This window comes from Pseudomonas sp. F007, assembly GCF_057814275.1.
Genome location: NZ_JBVATA010000013.1, coordinates 129,770 through 147,323 on the forward strand (window position 1 = coordinate 129,770; position 17,554 = coordinate 147,323).

Consider the following 17,554-nt stretch of genomic DNA (forward strand, 5'->3'; position numbering starts at 1 on the left):
CCCCATCACCCCTCCCCCGCATACCCCACCAACTTCCCCTGAATAAAATCCAGAAAACACTGAATCCGCAGCGCCAGCTGCGAGTTGCGGTAGTACACCGCGTTGATCGGCTGGCGGTAGCCGCTGTTGGCCTCGGCCAGCAATGGGATGAGGCGGCCGGAGTGGATGTCGGCGGCGGTCATGAAGTCTGACAGGCAGGTGATGCCCTGGCCTTCCAGTGCCAGCTGGCGCAGGGTTTCGCCGCTGGAGGCGCTGAGGCTCGGCTGAATCGTCCAGCGATCACCATGGGCGTGGCGCAGCGGCCAGTGGTTGAGGGTTTCGGTCTGGGTAAAACCGAGCAGCGTGTGCCCGGCCAGTTCGGCGACGCTCAGTGGGGTGCCGTGTTGTTTCAGGTAGGCCGGGCTGGCGAGGATGTGCAGCGGGCTGCAGCCCAGCGGGCGGGCGTGCAGGGTCGAGTCGGCCAGGGCGCCGATGCGAATGGCGATGTCGGTGCTTTGTTCCAGCAGGTCGATGATCAGGTCGTTGCTGTTGAGTTCGAGCTGGATGTCCGGGTAGAGCCTGCGGAATTCGTCGATGTAGGGCACGATGGCGTGCAGCATGAACGGCGACGCGGCGTTGATCCGCAGCCGTCCGGAAGGCGTTTGCTGGCGCGAGGTCAGGCGCTCTTCCAGTTCTTCCATCTGATCGAGAATGCGCTTGGCCTGCTCGAAGAAGTATTTGCCCTCCTCGGTCAGGTCCATGCGCCGCGTGGTGCGGTTGATCAGGGTGGTGTCGAGCTTGGCTTCCAGGCGCGACAGCGTGCGGCTGACCGCCGAGGGCGTTTGCCCGACCTGTTCGGCGGCAGCGGAAATCGAACCGCACTCAATCACGCAGACGAAAATCTGCAACTCATCGGATCTGGCCTTCACCGCTGCCCTCGCTGTCGAACCCGCCCGGCGCTGAAGCCCGGGCCAAGGCGTCGATAGTAGCTCGATACGCGGCGCGGCGCAGGTCAGGCCGGCAGGTTGAACACGCTCTTGAGGTGCTGCTCGTAGCGCGCCACGTCGCCTTCGATGTTCGGCCGCTTCATCACGTCGACACAGAGGAAGGTCGGCAAGGCCGTCATGCCGAGAAACTGGTTAGCCTTGTGGAATGGGAAGTACACGGCGTCAACACCACGGGCTTCGAAGAAATCACTCGGGTCGTCGAACGCTTGCTGGGGTGCGTTCCAGGTCAGCGACAGCATGTACTGCTTGCCCTGGATCAGGCCGCCGCTGCCGTATTTCTGCGAGGCGTCGGAACGGGTCCGTCCATCGCTGGCGTAGAGGCTGCCGTGGCCTTCGGTGAAGACTTCGTCGATGTACTTTTTCACGGTCCAGGGTGCGCCCATCCACCAGCCCGGCATCTGGTAGATGATCACATCGGCCCAGAGGAACTTGGCCACTTCTTCGGCGATGTCATAACCCGCGTCGATGTGAGTGACCTTGACGTCGATGCCGCCGCGATCCAGCACCGCCAGCGCCGCGTCGTGCAGGGTGGCGTTGTAGCGACCGTCGGAGTGAGCGAATTGCTTGCCACCGTTGAGCAACAGAACTTTTTTCATGGAGTGCCTCGTCATCTGGATTGAATGCGCCGCGATGTGGATCAGTCGCGGGATCAAGAAGGTGTGTTTCGATGGCGAGCAGAATATCGAGGGAGGGCCGGCTGAATAAGCCACGAACCGGCAAATCACATTTGACCTATACGCACGAATGAAGCACTTATTGTTGCCGTAGAATTTTCTCACACCCCTTCCGAGGAATTCCCATGACTCAGCAACACGGCTTCATCCTGCAGGCCAAGACCCGCCCGGAACAATCCGACGCGTTCGAGGCACTGTTCCGCGCCTACGTCGAACCGAGTCGAGCCGAACCTGGCTGTATCGAGTACCACATGCTGCGCGACCAGCAGGACCCGAGCCTGTTCATCTTCTATGAAATCTGGGAATCCCAGGCGCATCTCGACACGCACTCGAACCTGCCGCATATGAAAGCGTTCTTCGACAAGCGCATGGATTACCTGGAGCGCGCCTTCGAGATCCGCCGCATCGACATGCTCAGCCCGTCGTCCGCTAGCCGCTGATCAGCAGATGGCCGCCGAGCAGGCCCAGGCCGATGAAAAATACCCGCTTGAACAGCGCCGCGCTGATCCGTTGGCGCAGCCATTGCCCCAGCAGCATGCCGAGCACGGCGGGGATCAGCGCCAGCATCGAAGCGCCGAGTTCGCCGCCGCTCAGGGCGCCGCGCCACATCAGGCCGCCGGCGAGGGCCAGGGTCGACACGCTGAACGACAGGCCCAGCGCCTGCACCAGTTGATCCTTGCCCAGCCCCAGCGCCTGCAGGTACGGCACCGCCGGAATCACGAAGACCCCGGTGGCCGAGGTGATGACGCCCGTCAGCCCCCCGCACAACGGCCCCAGCCAGCGCTCGCGGCGACTGCCGACCCGCAGCGTCGGCAGGAATAACCCGCTCAAGGCATACAGCACCAGCGCCGCACCCAAGGCGCGCACCACCCATTGCCCGCCGTCGATGCCCAGCCACAGGGTGCCGGCGCCGGTACCAAGAAAAATCGCCAGGAGCATCGGCCACAACCGCGTGAGCAGCGCCTGCAGGTGGCCGCCGAATGCCAGTTGCCAAAGGTTGGTCAGGGTCGACGGAATGATCAACAAAGCCGCTGCCTGCACCGGCGCCATAGCCAGGCCAAGCAAGCCCATGGCAATGGTCGGCAGGCCAAGACCGATCACGCCCTTGACCGTCCCCGCCACCAGGAATGTACCCATCACCAGCAACGACAGGGCTGGACCGAGGTCTTGATAAAACGCCAGGAGAGTATTCATGGCGCCATTCTCAGGCTTTGCCGGTGTGCTGAAAATACGCCATATACTGAGCCTGCCTCTTGTTTTGCCAGAGCCAGGAACCCTCCATGCACTTCGACTTGATAGACCTGCGGCTGTACCTGAACACCCTGGAAGCCGGCAATATCACCGCCGGTGCGCTGCGCAGCCACTTGTCGCTGGCCGCCGCCAGTGCACGGATCCGGGCGATGGAAGGCTCGTTGGGGATCACCCTGCTCGATCGCGGTCGCCGTGGCGTCAGCCCGACTCCAGCCGGCAAGGCACTGGCCCGGCATGCGCGTCTGATGCTGCTGCAAGCCGAACGCCTGCAGCAGGATCTGGCGGAGTACGCCAAGGGCGTCAAAGGTCAGGTGCGCCTGCTGTGCAACACCACGGCGATCAGCGAATACCTGCCAGAACTGCTCGCCGACTTTCTGCGCGAACAACCCAACCTCGACATCGACTTGCAGGAGCTGCCGAGCCAACGCATCACCCACGCCCTGCGCGAGGGCGCCGCCGAGCTGGGCATCGTCTCCGATGCGGTGGACACCCGGGGCCTGCAGACCCGGGCATTTCGCGATGACCCGCTGGTGCTGGTCTGCGCCCACGATCACCCGCTGGCCGAGGCTCAATCCGTAACCTTCAGCCACAGCCTGGCCCACGACTATGTCGGTTTGAATGCCCACAGCGCGCTGGCGATTTATCTGGAGGAACAGGCGTTGCACGCCGGGTTGCGCATGCCGATACGAATTCGCGCCGACGGCTTCGACGCGGTGCTGCGCATGGTCGCCCACGGTGCGGGATTGGCGATTGTGCCGCTGGCGGCGGTGCAACGTTGCGCTGCACCACGGCCGTTCACATCTTTCGCCCTGCAGGAGCCCTGGGCCCAGCGCAGATTACTGCTCTGCGCCCGCGACTTCGACGCCCTGCCGCGCTACGCCCAGGCCCTGCTGCACGCCTTGCAGCCGCAGCAGGATTGTTAGCCGATCACGCCTCCTCAGGCACCGGCCCCAGCGCTGCACCGGCCTTGGCCTTGCGGAAAAACAGCGCGTAGACCAGCGACAGGATCAACAGGAACGGCACGCCAAACACCAGGGTCATCTTGAACGCGTCGGTGAAGTAGGTGGTGATCATCACCGCCGCCATCAGCACCAGGCCCAACAGCGTGGTGTAGGGAAAAAAGCGCATGCGAAACGACAGTTTTTTCTCGCCATGACGCTGGTGGTAACGGCGGAAGCAGTAGTGGGTGAGGAAGATCATGAACCAGGTGAAGATCGCGCCGAACATCGAGATCGCCATCATCAGGGTGAACGAGCTCTCCGGGTACATGACGTTCAACAGCGTCGCCAGGGCGATCCCTGAACTCGACAGCAGCAAGGCGTTGAGCGGGATGCCGCTCTTGCTCAGCACGCCCATGGACTTCGGCGCGTAACCGCCGCGTGACAGGCTGAACATCATCCGCGTGGTGATGTAGAGCTGGCTGTTCATCGCCGACAAGGCGGCGATCAGGATCACGAAGTTCATCACCCCGGTGGCCCCGGGAATGCCGATGGTCTGCATCACCGTGACGAACGGACTCTGCGCCTTGCCGGCCTGAATCCACGGCACGATCGCCAGCATCAGCGCCAGGGTCAGCAGGTAAAACACCACCAGGCGCACGATGGTCGCGCGAAAGGCTTTCTTCACCGCGCGCTCCGGATCCTCGGCTTCACCGGCAGCCACTGCAATCATTTCCACGCTGAGGTAGCTGAAGATCGAGACGATCACCGCCACCCACATGCCGCTCAGGCCGTTGGGGAAAAAGCCGCCGTGAGCCGTGTAGTTCTGCACCCCGTACTCCGGGTTGCCGGAGCCGAACACCACGTACACCGCGAGAATGATGAAGCCGACAATCGCGCCGATCTTGATGGTCGAGAACCAGTACTCGAAGGTGCCGAAGGTCTTGACGCTGATCGCGTTGAGCACGATCAGCACGCTGGAGAACGAGACGATCCAGATCCATTCCGGCACGTTGGCGAACCAGTACTTCATGTACATCGCCACCGCCGTCACTTCAGTGCCGACCGCCAGCACAATCGCCGCCCAATAGGCGTAGCGCACCAGGAAGCCGGCCAGCGGACTGACGTAGAACTCGGCGTAGGCACCGAACGAACCGGAGGTGGAGTGCGCCACGGTCATTTCCGCCAGGCAGCCCATCAGCAGCAAGGTGATGATCGCGCCGATCGCGTAGCTCAGCAGCACGCTCGGCCCGGCGTAACCGATGGCATAAGCGCTGCCCATGAACAGCCCGGTACCGATCGCCCCGCCAATGGCGATCATGCTCATCTGCCCCGACGTGAGCTGGCGCCTGAGGCCCTGCTCACGGTTGGAGATCGTTTCGAAACCGCGGTTGTCGCTCATCGTTCACGCCTCTGCATGTTGTCTTTTTTGGAGAGAGCCAATCCTTGGGAGTAGTGCCTGGGTCAGAGAATATTCAGTGGATATTCAATGATCACCCGTACTTCGTTGTTGTCGGTGGTGTCGGCCTGGGCCACCTGGGCGCTGGAGCGCAGGCTGGCCTGGCGGATCCGCACCGACAGGTCCTTGGCCTTGCCGGACTGCACGACGTAACGCGCCTCGATGTCGCGCTCCCAGCGCTTGCCATCGCTGCCGTAGCGCCCATAGGCGCCGTTGGGGCCGCCATCGTAATGGCTGTCGTCGATGTGATCACCGTTGACGTAACGCGACATGAAGCTCAGGCCCGGCACGCCGAAGGCGGCCATGTCGAGGTCATAACGCAGTTGCCAGGAGCGCTCGTTGGGCGCGTTGAAGTCGACGATCTGGATCGAGTTGGCGAGGAAGATCGAGGTGCCCGGCTGCCGATCGAAGCCCAGGTAGTCGAACGGCTCGTTACCGTCGACCTGCTGGTAGGCCAGGGTCAGGCGTTGCGCGCCGAGCTGATAGGCAGCGGCCAGCGACCAGGTGGTGTTGTCGATTTTCCCGGCCAGGCTCTGCCCGCTGTCGTCGGTGCGGTACAGGTTGAAATCGAGGTTCAGCGACTGGCTTTCGCCGGGCGCAAAACTGTAGTTGGTGTTGACGTAGTACTGCCGCCAGATGTCCTTGAATTCCGAACCGTAGAGGCTGACGCTCAGTTGGTCGCTCAGTGCATAACGACCACCGAGGTAGTCGACGCTGCGGGTCTCGACCCCGGCATACAAGGCCTTGAGCGCGCCATTGTGGTTGGTCGAATTGCTGTCGCTGGCCGAGGTGAAATGCCCGCTGTCGAGCAGCAGCCCTTGCAGTTCCTGGCTGGTCAGTTGAAAGCCGTTGGCATGCTGGGTGAACAGCCGCGCGTTGCCGGTGCCGAACACCGGGTTGAGCGGGGTCAGGTTGCCGTACTTGAGTTCGGTCTGCGAGATACGCGCTTTCACTGCACCGCCCGCCTCGGAGTACTCATCCTCGGGACGGCCATCGGAGTCGACCGGCAACAAGCCGGTGCCGGTGCGTCCACGGCCGCTGTCGAGCTTGAGGCCCAACTGCGCATAGGCATCGATACCAAAGCCGACGCTGCCCTGGGTGTAGCCGGAGCTGTAGTCGAGCATGATCCCGTGGGCCCACTCTTCCCGGTAGTTCTGGCCCCCGGGGTTGTTGAGGTTGTTGCGGTAGAAATAGAAGTTGCGGTTGGTCAGGGTCAGGCTGCTGTCTTCGACAAAACCGCTGTCGGCGGCATAGGCCAATTGACCAAGGCTACTGCTGATGGCGAGCAAGGCGAACCAAGGGGACAATTTCATTCTGCGTGCTCCTTATTATTGTGTTTGCACAGAACTTTTGTTCAGACGACAAGATCCCGCTGCCGGCAAAAGCGGCAACGGGATCGAGGCATCCGGGGGGTATCAGGTCACGCTGTGGCGAACCTGGAATTGCGCCTGCGCCCAGGTTTTCTGGTCGAGGATTTCGCCGAGGATCTGCACCGCATCGAAGACCTCGGTGAAGCTGGTGTACAGCGGGGTAAAGCCGAAACGCATGATGCGCGGTTCGCGGTAATCACCGATCACGCCCCGGGCGATCAGTGCCTGGATCACCGCATAACCTTCGGGATGTTCGAAGCTGACATGGCTGCCACGCTTGGCGTGCTCACGCGGAGTCACCAGTTTGAGGTCGTGGGCGGCGCAGCGCTGTTCGACCAGTTCGATGAACAGATCGGTCAGGGCCAGGGACTTGCGACGCAGGCTCTGCATGTCGGTCTGGGCGAAGATATCCAGGCCGCATTCGACCATCGCCAGCGAGGTGATCGGCTGGGTGCCGCACAGGTAGCGCACGATGCCCTGGCTTGGCTCGTAGGCCGACTCCATCGCGAACTGACGGGTGTGCCCGAACCAGCCGGCCAGCGGTTGCGCGACCAGGTTGCAAAGCTTCGGCGAGACCCAGGCGAAGGCTTGCGAGCCCGGGCCACCGTTGAGGTATTTGTAGGTGCAGCCGATGGCGTAATCGGCATCGGCCCCACGCAGGTCCACCGGCACTGCGCCTGCGGAGTGGGCGAGGTCCCAGATGGTCAGGGCGCCGCACTCGTGGATCAACTGGGTCATGGCCTGCATGTCGTGCATGTAGCCGGTCTTGTAGTTGACGTGGGTCAGCATCACCACGGCGACGTCCTGGTCGATGGCCTCGGTCAGCTCTTCGGGGGCGTCCACCAGGCGCAGGCTGTAGCCCTGCTGCAGCAGGTCCATCAGGCCCTGGGCGATGTACAGGTCGGTGGGGAAGTTGCTCGACTCGCTGACAATGATCTTGCGCTGCGGCGCACGTTCGGCCTGCACCCGCAGGGCGGCGCCGAGGACCTTGAACAGGTTGATCGAGGTGGTGTCGGTGACCACCACTTCGTCGTTACCGGCACCGATCAAACTGGCCAGACGATCGCCCAGACGCTGTGGCAGGTCGCGCCAGCCGGCGCTGTTCCAGCTGCGAATCAGACCGTTGCCCCACTCCTCGGCGATCACCGCCTGCGCACGCTCGAGGGACGCCTTCGGACGAGCACCGAGGGAGTTGCCGTCGAGGTAGATCACCCCTTCGGGCAGCGCGAACTGATCACGCAGAGGGGCCTGGGTGTCCTGTGCATCGAGCGCCAGGCAATCGTTTCTTGTGGTCATTGTCGGTCCTGTTCTTTGAATGTCATGCGGCCGGTGCACGCCGTATCTACGGGCGTTCAAGCATCAGCACGATGAGCAAATAATGAACGAAGCAATGGAGAATTTTCGTGCAAAGTGCAGGGCCGTATAGTAGTTATCTCGAAGAAAATTCGAATTCCACCGACAAAAACGCGGATTTATTCAAACCATGACACTCGACTCGACAGACCTGCGGATCCTGCACTTTCTGCAGCAGGACGGCCGCATCAGTAACCAGGAATTGGCGGAGAAGGTTTCGCTGTCACCCTCGGCCTGCCTGCGCCGTTTGCGCTTGCTGGAGAGTGAGGGAATCATCACCGGCTATCGCGCCGAACTGAGCGCCGAGCGCCTCGGCGTGGAGCTGGAGGCGATCGTTCATGTGTCCCTGCGCCAGGATGTGGATGACTGGCACGAGACCTTTATCAAGAAGGTCCAGTCATGGCCGGAAGTCGCCACCGCCTATGTGGTGACTGGCGCCAGCAACTATGTGCTGCGGGTCCAGGCGCGCAACCTCAAGCACTTCTCGGACTTCATCGTCGGCAAGCTGAATCGCACGGCGGGGGTGACTGATATCCGCTCGGAAATCGTCCTGCAGAAGATCAAGGAGCGCGATGATTTGCTGGATTTGGTGGTGCGTAAATAGAGCCAACTCCTACAATTGTGCGTGGACCAGTAGGAGCTGGCTTGCCAGCGAAGGCGGTGGGTCAGTCACCAATGAGGGTGGGGCTATGGGCCCCTTCGCTGGCAAGCCAGCTCCTACAGGAGTTCAGCGGGAATAGCACTCACCGCATCCGCCGCGACTCGTTGCGCTGCACCGTGGCGCTGGGCGACTCTTCAAACAACTTGCGGTATTCGGCCGAGAACCGGCCCATGTGGGTGAAGCCCCAGGCCATGGCGATTTCCGAGATGTTGCGGGCCTGGCCGTGTTCCAGCAGGTCCTGGCGCACCGCATTCAAGCGGTGTTTCTTCAGATAGGCCATCGGCGACAGCGCGAAGTATTTGCGGAACGCCTCGAACAGCTTGAACCGGGAAACCCCCGCCGCCATTTCGATATCTTCCAGGCACAGCGCCTCGCGGGCGTTGTCGTGGATGTACTGCTTGGCGCGCACCAGGTAGTGCGGCACCTTGACCCCGAGCACGTCGCGCAGCTCATCGGAGTAGTTGTTCGGCTGGGCAAGAATCAGGCCCTTGATCAGCGAGCTTTCGATGTCGCGGGTGAAGGTCACCTGGTCGAACAGCGCGCTGTTGTGCTCCAGCTCGGCGATGAAATAGCGCGCCATCCGCCACCACGCCGCCGAGGCACCGTCCACCGCATCCATCAACGGTTCGAAGCGCAGCGGCGCGTCCAGCGGGCGTTGCAGCATGCCTTCGAGGGATTCGCTCATGGCCGCGCGAGTGATCACCACCTGGACCTTGCGGCAATCCCCGGAGATCGCCAGCACCTGGTTTTCATTGGGCGAAATGATTACCCCCAGATCGCGATCGGACCTGAGCAAGGCGCCGTTCTTGCGCAGCTCCTGCTCCCCCACCAACGGCAGGCTGAGGCTGTAGCTGCTGAAGTGCTCGGCGTCCTCGATGTCGACGGCCACATCAGTGCCGTACTCGATGGTGCCCAGGGTGGTGGCCATCGATTTGAAGACGTTGCCGCTGTGGTGAAAACGAATCCGCTCCGGCGTCGCGGTTTCCAGGCGATGCGGGCCGCAGATACCGGACATCCAGGTCCTGGCCCCTTCAAGGTCATAGTGATCGATACGAATATCGCGACTCTGCGGATCGGCTTTGCTACTCATCACGGCGCACCCACGGCAATATTTTTTCAGTGCACTCTGACGGCGCACCTCTGGCTTGAGCAGAGCAAATTCCACACCAGCAAACGCGCGCGCTGAGCCGATGGATAGCAATCACCGACTAAGTGGATAACGCCACGCCCCAATGCCGACTCGCGCACTCAAGACTGGCCAAAACAGTACATCAATGCGCGACATCAGTGCGTCCGTTCATCATCTGACGCAGGAAATTGAGTATTCGCCGCCCAGAAAATGCGCAGGGTGTTACCCGCCAAAATGCTCACGCTCGCCGCCGTGAATTTTATGGACTGCCTTCGCCGACTAAGCGGATAGACCCTCACCCACCCCACTCTCTCTAATGGGCGCACCGATTAGCCTGAACAAAAACAAGGGGCACACACCCATGAGTGGCGAAAAAAACGTCGAGCAATGGAAAACATTTATCGAAGGTTGCCTGGACTTTCGTCCGATCGAAGGCGTGTTCCGCATCGCCCGGGACATCTTCACCGAGCCGCAGCTGTTCGACCTGGAAATGGAACTGATTTTCGAGAAGAACTGGATCTACGCCTGCCACGAAAGCGAGCTGGCAAACAATCACGACTTCATCACCATGCGCGCCGGGCGCCAGCCGATGATCATCACCCGTGACGGTGACGGTCAGCTCAACGCCCTGATCAACGCCTGCCAGCATCGCGGCACGACCCTGACCCGCGTCGGCAAGGGCAACCAGTCGACCTTCACCTGCCCGTTCCACGCCTGGTGCTACAAAAGCGATGGCCGGCTGGTCAAGGTCAAGGCCCCGGGCGAATACCCGGAAGGCTTCGACAAGGCCACTCGCGGCCTGAAAAAAGCCCGCATCGAAAGCTACAAGGGCTTCGTCTTCATCAGCCTCGACGTCCATGGCGACAACAGCCTGGAAGACTTCCTCGGCGACTCGAAAGTGTTCTTCGACATGATGGTCGCCCAGTCGCCCACCGGTGAACTTGAAGTGCTGCCCGGCAAGTCGGCCTACACCTACGACGGCAACTGGAAACTGCAGAACGAAAACGGCCTCGACGGCTACCACGTCAGCACCGTGCACTATAACTACGTGGCCACCGTGCAGCATCGCCAGCAGGTCAACAGCGACAACGGCACCAGCAACGGCAGCACCCTGGACTACAGCAAACTGGGGGCCGGCGACGCCAACACCGACGACGGCTGGTTCGCCTTCAACAACGGCCACAGTGTGCTGTTCAGCGACATGCCCAACCCCACGGTGCGCTCCGGTTACGCGACCATCATGCCGCGCCTGATCGAAGAATACGGCCAGCAGAAAGCCGAATGGATGATGCATCGCCTGCGCAACCTGAACATCTACCCGAGCCTGTTCTTCCTCGACCAGATCAGCTCGCAGCTGCGCATTATTCGCCCGGTGGCGTGGAACAAGACCGAAATCATCAGCCAGTGCCTGGGGGTGAAAAACGAGTCGGCCGCCGACCGCGAAAACCGCATCCGCCAGTTCGAGGATTTCTTCAACGTCTCCGGGCTCGGTACGCCGGACGACCTGGTGGAGTTTCGCGAAGCGCAGCGCGGTTTCCAGGCCCGCCTGGAACGCTGGAGCGACATTTCCCGCGGCAGCCATCGCTGGGAAACCGGCCCGACGCCGAACAGCGAGGCGATCGGCATTCAGCCGGCGATGACCGGCACCGAGTTCACCCACGAGGGGCTTTACGTCAACCAGCACGCCAACTGGCAGAAATTCCTGCTCGATGGCCTGGACGCGAAATCCCTGAAACTCCGTGAGGTGTAAGCATGAATGCGCAATTGCAGTATCAGATCGAACAGTTTTTCTACCGTAAATCCGAACTGTGCGACGCCAAGGAGTGGGACGCCTACCTCGCGCTGTTCGCCGAGCAGAGCGAATTCCACCTGCCGCAATGGGACTCGGAACACGTCTACACCCAGGACCCCAAGCGCGAGATGTCGCTGATCTACTACGCCAACCGTTCCGGCCTGGAAGACCGAGTGTTCCGCCTGCGCACCGGCAAGGCCGCCTCGGCCACACCGCTGCCGCGCACCCTGCATTTGATCAACAACGTGCGGATCAACGAACTGCCCCAGGGCGAGCTGGACGTGCGCTTGAACTGGCACACGCTGTTCTATCGCCTGGCCACCTCCGAACAGTTCTACGGCACCGCCACCTATCGCCTGACGCCCCATGACGGCAGTTGGCTGATCGCCCGCAAGCATGTGCTGCTGCTCAACGACACCATCAACTCGGTGCTCGATTTCTACCACCTCTGAGGAGACCGGCGCATGAACCACAAGGTTGCGTTCAGCTTTGCCGACGGCAAGACCCTGTTCTTTGCGGTGCAGGCCAACGAAATACTGCTCGATGCCGCCCTGCGCAACGGCATCAAGATCCCCCTTGATTGCCGTGAGGGCGTGTGCGGCACCTGCCAGGGTCGCTGCGAGTCCGGCGATTACAGCCAGGACTATGTGGACGAGGAAGCCCTCTCCAGCCTCGACCTGCAGCAGCGCAAAATCCTCACCTGCCAGACCCGGGTCAAATCCGACGCGGCGTTCTACTTCGATTTCGCGTCCAGCCTGTGCAACGCCGCCGGGCCGGCGCAACTCAGCGGTACGGTGAGCCAGGTCACCCAGGTCTCGGCGAGCACGGCGATCCTGCACCTGGACCTGGGCAAGGACACCCCGGCGCTGGACTTCCTCCCGGGGCAGTACGCCCGGCTGCTGATTCCCGGCACCGAGAGCAAGCGCTCATACTCCTTCGCCAACCGTCCCGGCGCGGCGAACCAGCTACAATTCCTGATTCGCCTGCTGCCCGACGGCGTCATGAGCAACTACATCCGCGAGCGCTGCCAGGTCGGTGACCGGATTGATCTGGAGGCACCACTGGGGGCGTTTTACCTGCGCCACATCACTCGCCCACTGCTGCTGGTGGCCGGCGGTACCGGGCTGTCGGCGATGCTCGGCATGCTCGACGAAATGGCCGAGCGTGGCTGCGAGCAGCCGGTGCACCTGTACTACGGCGTGCGCGATGCCGCCGACCTGTGCGAGCGCGAGCGCATCCTCGCCTACGCCCAGCGCATTCCCGGCTTTCGCTACACCGAGGTGGTCAGCGAGCCGACGCCAGAATGGAGCGGCAAGCGCGGCTACCTCGCCGAACACTTCGAGGCCAGCGAACTGCGCGATGCCGCTGCCGACATGTACGTGTGCGGACCTCCACCGATGGTCGAATCGATCAAGAGCTGGTTGATCGCGCAAAATCTGCAAAACGTGCAGCTTTATTACGAAAAGTTCACCGAAAGCAACGTCTGACGGCCACAAACGGGCGCCAATTGAATAAGCTGTCGGGGTGCAACACAGCCGGACCAAAACAACTAGAAGGTAAGCAGATGGCGGAACAAATACAGCAACAGGGCGAACTCAAGCGGGGGCTGAAAAATCGACACATTCAGCTGATCGCCTTGGGGGGTGCGATCGGGACCGGATTGTTCCTGGGCTCCGCTGGCGTACTGAAGTCAGCAGGCCCGTCGATGATTCTCGGCTACGCGATTGCCGGGTTCATCGCCTTCCTGATCATGCGCCAGCTCGGCGAAATGATTGTCGAGGAACCAGTCGCCGGGTCCTTCAGTCACTTTGCCCACAATTACTGGGGTGGTTTTGCCGGCTTTCTGTCCGGCTGGAACTACTGGGTGCTGTACGTGCTGGTGGGCATGGCGGAGCTGACAGCGGTCGGCAAGTACATCCAGTTCTGGTGGCCCGAGGTGCCGACCTGGGTCAGCGCGGCGGTGTTCTTCGTGCTGGTCAACCTGATCAACACCATGAACGTGAAGGTGTTCGGCGAAGCGGAGTTCTGGTTCGCGATCATCAAGGTCGTGGCCATCATCGGCATGATCGTCCTCGGCTGCTACATGCTGTTCAGCGGCACCGGCGGCCCGCAAGCCTCGGTGAGCAACCTGTGGGACCACGGCGGGTTCTTCCCCAATGGCACCACCGGCCTGCTGATGGCGATGGCCTTCATCATGTTCTCCTTCGGTGGCCTGGAGCTGGTGGGCATCACCGCGGCCGAAGCCAGCGAGCCACGCAAAGTAATCCCCAAGGCGATCAACCAGGTGGTCTACCGGGTGCTGATCTTCTACGTCGGCGCCCTGACCGTGCTGCTGTCGTTGTACCCATGGGACCAACTGCTGCAGACCCTCGGCGCCTCGGGCGATGCCTACAGCAGCAGCCCGTTCGTGCAGATCTTTGCCCTGATCGGCAGTGACACCGCCGCGCAGATCCTCAACTTCGTGGTGCTGACCGCGGCGCTGTCGGTCTACAACAGCGGCGTCTACTGCAACAGCCGCATGCTGTACGGCCTGGCGGAACAGGGTGATGCGCCGAAGTCGCTGATGAAGCTGACGAAAAACGGCGTACCGTTCCGCGCCCTGTGCGTGTCGGCTCTGGTGACCCTGCTCTGCGTGGTGGTCAACTATGTGGCGCCGCATAGCGCGCTGGAACTGTTGATGGCGCTGGTGGTTGCTTCGTTGATGATCAACTGGGCGATGATCAGCCTGACCCACCTGAAATTCCGCAAAGCCATGAAAGACAAGGGTGTGGTGCCGGGCTTCAAGGCCTTCTGGTCGCCCTTCACCAACTACCTGTGCCTGGCGTTCATGTTCATGATCATCTGCGTGATGTTGATGATCCCGGGCATCAACGCCTCGGTGTATGCGATTCCAGTGTGGGTCGCGATCCTGTACCTGGCCTACCGTGTGCGGGTGGCGCGCGCCGGGAATGTATCGGTCGCGCAGTAAGCTTCAACCCATAAAAAACCCCGGTGAATACCGGGGTTTTTTTATGCCTGTTGCCTCAGAGCGTGGAGCGTACGCGCCACAGTTCCGGGAACAGCACAGTGTCGAGCATCTTGCGCAGGTAACCCACGCCTTCAGTGCCGCCGGTGCCTGGCTGGAAGCCGATGATCCGCTCGACCGTGGTCACATGGCGGAAACGCCACTGGCGGAACGAGTCTTCGAGGTCGATGAACTTCTCGGCCAACTGGTACAGGTCCCAATACTGCGTCGGGTTCTTGTAGACCACACGCCAGGCCGCTTCGACCGAGGCGTCGTGGGCGGTCGGCAGGGTCGGATCGACGCTCAGGCGCTGCGGATCGATGTCCAGGCCGGCGCTGATCATCAGGCGAATCGCTTCGTCGTAGAGCGACGGTGTGGCGATCGATTTCTGCAGCTCGGCCAGCAGTTCCGGACGATGGGCGTGAGGACGCAGCAGGGTCGCGCTCTTGTTGCCGAGGATGAATTCGATCTCGCGGTACTGGAACGACTGGAAGCCCGACGACTGCCCGAGGAACGGGCGGATCGCGTGGTATTCGGTCGGGGTCATGGTCGCCAGCACGGTCCAGGCATGCACCAACTGGTCGAAAATCCGCGACACCCGCGCCAGCATCTTGAACGCCGGCGGCAACTCGCCGAGGCGCACGTGCTCACGCGCGGCCTTGAGTTCGTGCAGCATCAGCTTCATCCACAGCTCGGATGTCTGGTGCTGGATGATGAACAGCATTTCGTTATGGTCAGGCGACAGCGGGTGCTGGGCGCTGAGGATGCGCCCCAGGTCCAGGTAGTCGCCGTAGCTCATGGAGTCGGAGAAATTCAGTTCGGCATTATGCCATTCGTCGTTCTGGTTACCGGCGGAATACGGACATTGGCTCATTGGGCGGCCTCTTCGGGTGTCAATTTGTTCAGGGGACGCAAAATGGCCCGGACCGGGCTGGCGTCAAGGTTGGCAAAGCGCAGCGGCAAGGCGATCAGCTCGTAGTCACCTTCGGGCACGTCATCGAGGACGATGCCTTCGAGGATCGCCATGCCGTGCCGGGCGATCGCGTTATGGGCATCCATGGTTTTCGAGGTCTGGGGGTCGAGGGACGGCGTGTCGATGCCGATCAGCCGTACGCCCAGGCCCGCCAGCAAGTCGACAGTGGCCTTGGCCACGGCGGTGAAGTCGCTGTCCCAGGTGGCCAGCGGGGCCTGGCGATAGGTGCGCAACAGCACCCGTTCGGGCACCTGCCCGAGACGTCCGGCGAGTTGCTCGGGCTCCACCAGTGCGCCGCTGTCCAGGCAATGCAGGACCCGGCACGGGCCCATGTAGGTGTCCAGCGACACTTCGCCGATGGGCGCGCCATCCGGGCTGTAGTGCAACGGCGCGTCGACATGGGCGCCGGTGTGCGGCGACAGGGTGATGCGCCCGACGTTGACCGGACACTGCGGCCCGTAGCTCCAGACGCGCTCTTCCTGAAACGGTGTATCGCCCGGCCACGTGGGGGTGGCGGTACTCAAGGGTGGGCTGATGTCCCACCAGGAGGGTGTTGTTTTCATTGGATTGATCTCGGCCTGCTCACGCCTGAATGATACGAGCGAAACCCCTGAACTTTCTTGCGAAAAACTCCGCCGCCGGGCAAATGTTTCGCACTTACTGCTAAAAAACCCGGGTTTGAGCGATGGAAATTTCAATCACCGAAAGAGCCCCTTGACTCTCCCCCATGGGGCCGACTTTATCCTCGGTATTCTTCGCTTCCTCTGTGGGAGCGAGCCTGCTCGCGATGAGGCCACCCGCTACACCGCATCAACTTCATCGCGAGCAAGCTCGCTCCTACAGGTTTCTTCCTTGAGTGATACGTCCATGAGCAAACGCATCCTGGTGATTCTCGGTCACCCCTCCCACGACAGTTTTTGCGGCGCGCTCACCGAGCGCTACGTGCAGGCCGCTAAGGACGCGGGGCACCAGGTGCGTGAGCTGCGCCTGGGCTCACTGGATTTCGATCCGATCCTGCGCGAAGGCTACCGCCAGGTGCAGCCGCTGGAAACCGATCTGCTGCAGGCCCAGGCGGACATAACCTGGGCCGAACACCTGACGTTCGTCTACCCGATCTGGTGGGGCGCGATCCCGGCGCTGCTCAAGGGTTTTTTCGACCGGGTGTTCCTGCCCGGGTTTGCCTTCAAGTATCGCCCCGGCAAGGCCTTCCCGGAACAGCTGCTGCGCGGGCGCAGCGCCGACCTGCTGGTAACCATGGACACGCCGCCCTGGTACTACCGTTGGGTGTACCGCATGCCCGGCCTGCATCAGATGCGCAAGACCACCCTGGCCTTCTGCGGCATCCAGCCACGCAAGACCCTGACGTTCGGCCCCATACTCGGCTCGACCGAACGGCAGCGGGAAACCTGGCTCAAGCAAGCCCAGGCTATCGCTGTGGGGTAAGTCTCGGGGATAATCCGCCGCGTCAACCACGAAAAAGGGACTTTTCATGTACATCGGCAAAGCGGCGAAGCTTTCAGGCACCACCATCAAGAGCATTCGTCACTACGAAGACATCGGCCTGCTGCCACCCGCCCAGCGCCAGGGCAAGTACCGCATCTACGACCAGCAGAGCGTCGAGCTGCTGAGCTTCATCAAGTGCGCCCAGCAATTGGGCTTCAAGCTCAAGGAAATGCAGGCGATGTTCCAGGACTACCACGGCCAGGCCATGCCGTGGAATCTGGCACAGCAGGCGATCAGCGAGAAGAAGAAGCAGCTCAGCGCCAGCATCGCGCAGATGACCCGTCAGCACCGCCAACTGAGTGAACTGCAGGCCAGCCTGGCCCAGGTGCAGAGCGATTGCCCGCTGGAGCGGATCTGAGCGCAAGCGCGTTTCTGGACAGCTGAGTGTCGACCCCAGACAACTGATCCGGGGTCGGGCGCTATAGGGTGCAGGTTCATTCCTGCCCTACGCCCGGAGTCCG

Annotated in this window: 18 protein-coding genes; 9 read left to right on the forward strand and 9 right to left on the reverse strand. The window is 61.9% G+C overall.

Annotation, left to right across the window (positions count from 1 at the left end; translation table 11 throughout):
• Positions 1–5 precede the first annotated feature (5 nt).
• Both ACZYR5_RS28345 and mdaB read right to left on the reverse strand, forming a co-directional pair.
• Complete coding sequence (locus ACZYR5_RS28345; RefSeq protein WP_489092503.1) at positions 6–908, reverse strand: LysR substrate-binding domain-containing protein; 903 nt, start codon at positions 906–908, stop codon at positions 6–8.
• Between the two features lie 83 nt (positions 909–991).
• On the reverse strand, positions 992–1,582 hold the full coding sequence (gene mdaB, locus ACZYR5_RS28350) for an NADPH:quinone oxidoreductase MdaB (RefSeq protein ID WP_489092504.1): 591 nt from the start codon (positions 1,580–1,582) through the stop codon (positions 992–994).
• A gap of 203 nt (positions 1,583–1,785) precedes the next feature.
• Here mdaB and ACZYR5_RS28355 point away from each other — a divergent pair, with 203 nt between their 5' ends.
• Positions 1,786–2,100 carry a putative quinol monooxygenase gene (locus ACZYR5_RS28355; protein WP_489092505.1) on the forward strand — a complete coding sequence of 105 codons (315 nt, stop codon included), beginning with the start codon at positions 1,786–1,788 and terminating at the stop codon, positions 2,098–2,100.
• Here ACZYR5_RS28355 and ACZYR5_RS28360 read toward each other — a convergent pair.
• Positions 2,090–2,854, reverse strand: a complete 765-nt coding sequence (locus ACZYR5_RS28360) for a sulfite exporter TauE/SafE family protein (RefSeq protein WP_489092506.1) — start codon at positions 2,852–2,854, stop codon at positions 2,090–2,092. The genes ACZYR5_RS28355 and ACZYR5_RS28360 overlap by 11 nt on opposite strands.
• A gap of 86 nt (positions 2,855–2,940) precedes the next feature.
• Between ACZYR5_RS28360 and ACZYR5_RS28365 the strand changes: the two genes are divergently transcribed.
• Positions 2,941–3,834, forward strand: a complete 894-nt coding sequence (locus tag ACZYR5_RS28365) for a LysR family transcriptional regulator (protein WP_489092507.1) — start codon at positions 2,941–2,943, stop codon at positions 3,832–3,834.
• 4 nt (positions 3,835–3,838) lie between these two features.
• On the opposite strand, the gene ACZYR5_RS28370 is transcribed toward ACZYR5_RS28365, so the two are convergent.
• The 3 genes from ACZYR5_RS28370 to kynU form a co-directional block, all read right to left on the reverse strand.
• Complete coding sequence (locus ACZYR5_RS28370) at positions 3,839–5,251, reverse strand: amino acid permease (RefSeq protein ID WP_489092508.1); 1,413 nt, start codon at positions 5,249–5,251, stop codon at positions 3,839–3,841.
• Positions 5,252–5,313: 62 nt separating this feature from the next.
• Positions 5,314–6,621, reverse strand: a complete 1,308-nt coding sequence (locus tag ACZYR5_RS28375) for an OprD family porin (protein WP_489092509.1) — start codon at positions 6,619–6,621, stop codon at positions 5,314–5,316.
• 102 nt (positions 6,622–6,723) lie between these two features.
• Entirely contained in the window at positions 6,724–7,974 is a 1,251-nt protein-coding gene (kynU, locus tag ACZYR5_RS28380; protein WP_489092510.1) for a kynureninase, read from the reverse strand.
• A gap of 187 nt (positions 7,975–8,161) precedes the next feature.
• Between kynU and ACZYR5_RS28385 the strand changes: the two genes are divergently transcribed.
• On the forward strand, positions 8,162–8,635 hold the full coding sequence (locus ACZYR5_RS28385) for an Lrp/AsnC family transcriptional regulator (RefSeq protein WP_027619293.1): 474 nt from the start codon (positions 8,162–8,164) through the stop codon (positions 8,633–8,635).
• 139 nt (positions 8,636–8,774) lie between these two features.
• Here ACZYR5_RS28385 and ACZYR5_RS28390 read toward each other — a convergent pair whose 3' ends face one another.
• The gene (locus tag ACZYR5_RS28390) at positions 8,775–9,782 is read right to left on the reverse strand and encodes an AraC family transcriptional regulator (RefSeq protein WP_489092511.1); all 1,008 of its coding nucleotides are present in this window, start codon (positions 9,780–9,782) and stop codon (positions 8,775–8,777) included.
• 400 nt (positions 9,783–10,182) lie between these two features.
• Here ACZYR5_RS28390 and antA point away from each other — a divergent pair, with 400 nt between their 5' ends.
• The 4 genes from antA to ACZYR5_RS28410 all read left to right on the forward strand — a co-directional run bounded on the left by antA (position 10,183) and on the right by ACZYR5_RS28410 (position 14,581).
• A complete protein-coding gene (gene antA, locus ACZYR5_RS28395) occupies positions 10,183–11,571 on the forward strand; it encodes an anthranilate 1,2-dioxygenase large subunit (protein WP_489092512.1) in 1,389 nt (462 codons plus the stop codon).
• Between the two features lie 2 nt (positions 11,572–11,573).
• Entirely contained in the window at positions 11,574–12,065 is a 492-nt protein-coding gene (gene antB, locus ACZYR5_RS28400) for an anthranilate 1,2-dioxygenase small subunit (RefSeq protein WP_489092513.1), read from the forward strand.
• 12 nt (positions 12,066–12,077) lie between these two features.
• A complete protein-coding gene (antC, locus tag ACZYR5_RS28405; RefSeq protein ID WP_489092514.1) occupies positions 12,078–13,100 on the forward strand; it encodes an anthranilate 1,2-dioxygenase electron transfer component AntC in 1,023 nt (340 codons plus the stop codon).
• Positions 13,101–13,177: 77 nt separating this feature from the next.
• Positions 13,178–14,581: an amino acid permease gene (locus tag ACZYR5_RS28410; RefSeq protein ID WP_489092515.1), complete on the forward strand. Its 1,404-nt coding sequence runs from the start codon at positions 13,178–13,180 to the stop codon at positions 14,579–14,581.
• A gap of 55 nt (positions 14,582–14,636) precedes the next feature.
• Here the strand turns inward: ACZYR5_RS28410 and kynA are convergent, their stop codons facing one another.
• The gene (gene kynA, locus ACZYR5_RS28415) at positions 14,637–15,491 is read right to left on the reverse strand and encodes a tryptophan 2,3-dioxygenase (protein WP_027619287.1); all 855 of its coding nucleotides are present in this window, start codon (positions 15,489–15,491) and stop codon (positions 14,637–14,639) included.
• Complete coding sequence (gene kynB, locus ACZYR5_RS28420) at positions 15,488–16,153, reverse strand: arylformamidase (protein ID WP_489092516.1); 666 nt, start codon at positions 16,151–16,153, stop codon at positions 15,488–15,490. The genes kynA and kynB overlap by 4 nt, the downstream gene beginning before the upstream one ends.
• 304 nt (positions 16,154–16,457) lie before the next feature.
• Here kynB and ACZYR5_RS28425 point away from each other — a divergent pair, with 304 nt between their 5' ends.
• Positions 16,458–17,033 carry an NAD(P)H-dependent oxidoreductase gene (locus tag ACZYR5_RS28425; protein WP_489092517.1) on the forward strand — a complete coding sequence of 192 codons (576 nt, stop codon included), beginning with the start codon at positions 16,458–16,460 and terminating at the stop codon, positions 17,031–17,033.
• A gap of 46 nt (positions 17,034–17,079) precedes the next feature.
• Positions 17,080–17,451, forward strand: coding sequence for a MerR family transcriptional regulator (locus ACZYR5_RS28430; RefSeq protein ID WP_489092518.1), 372 nt, complete (start codon positions 17,080–17,082; stop codon positions 17,449–17,451).
• The last annotated feature ends 103 nt before the right edge of the window (positions 17,452–17,554 follow it).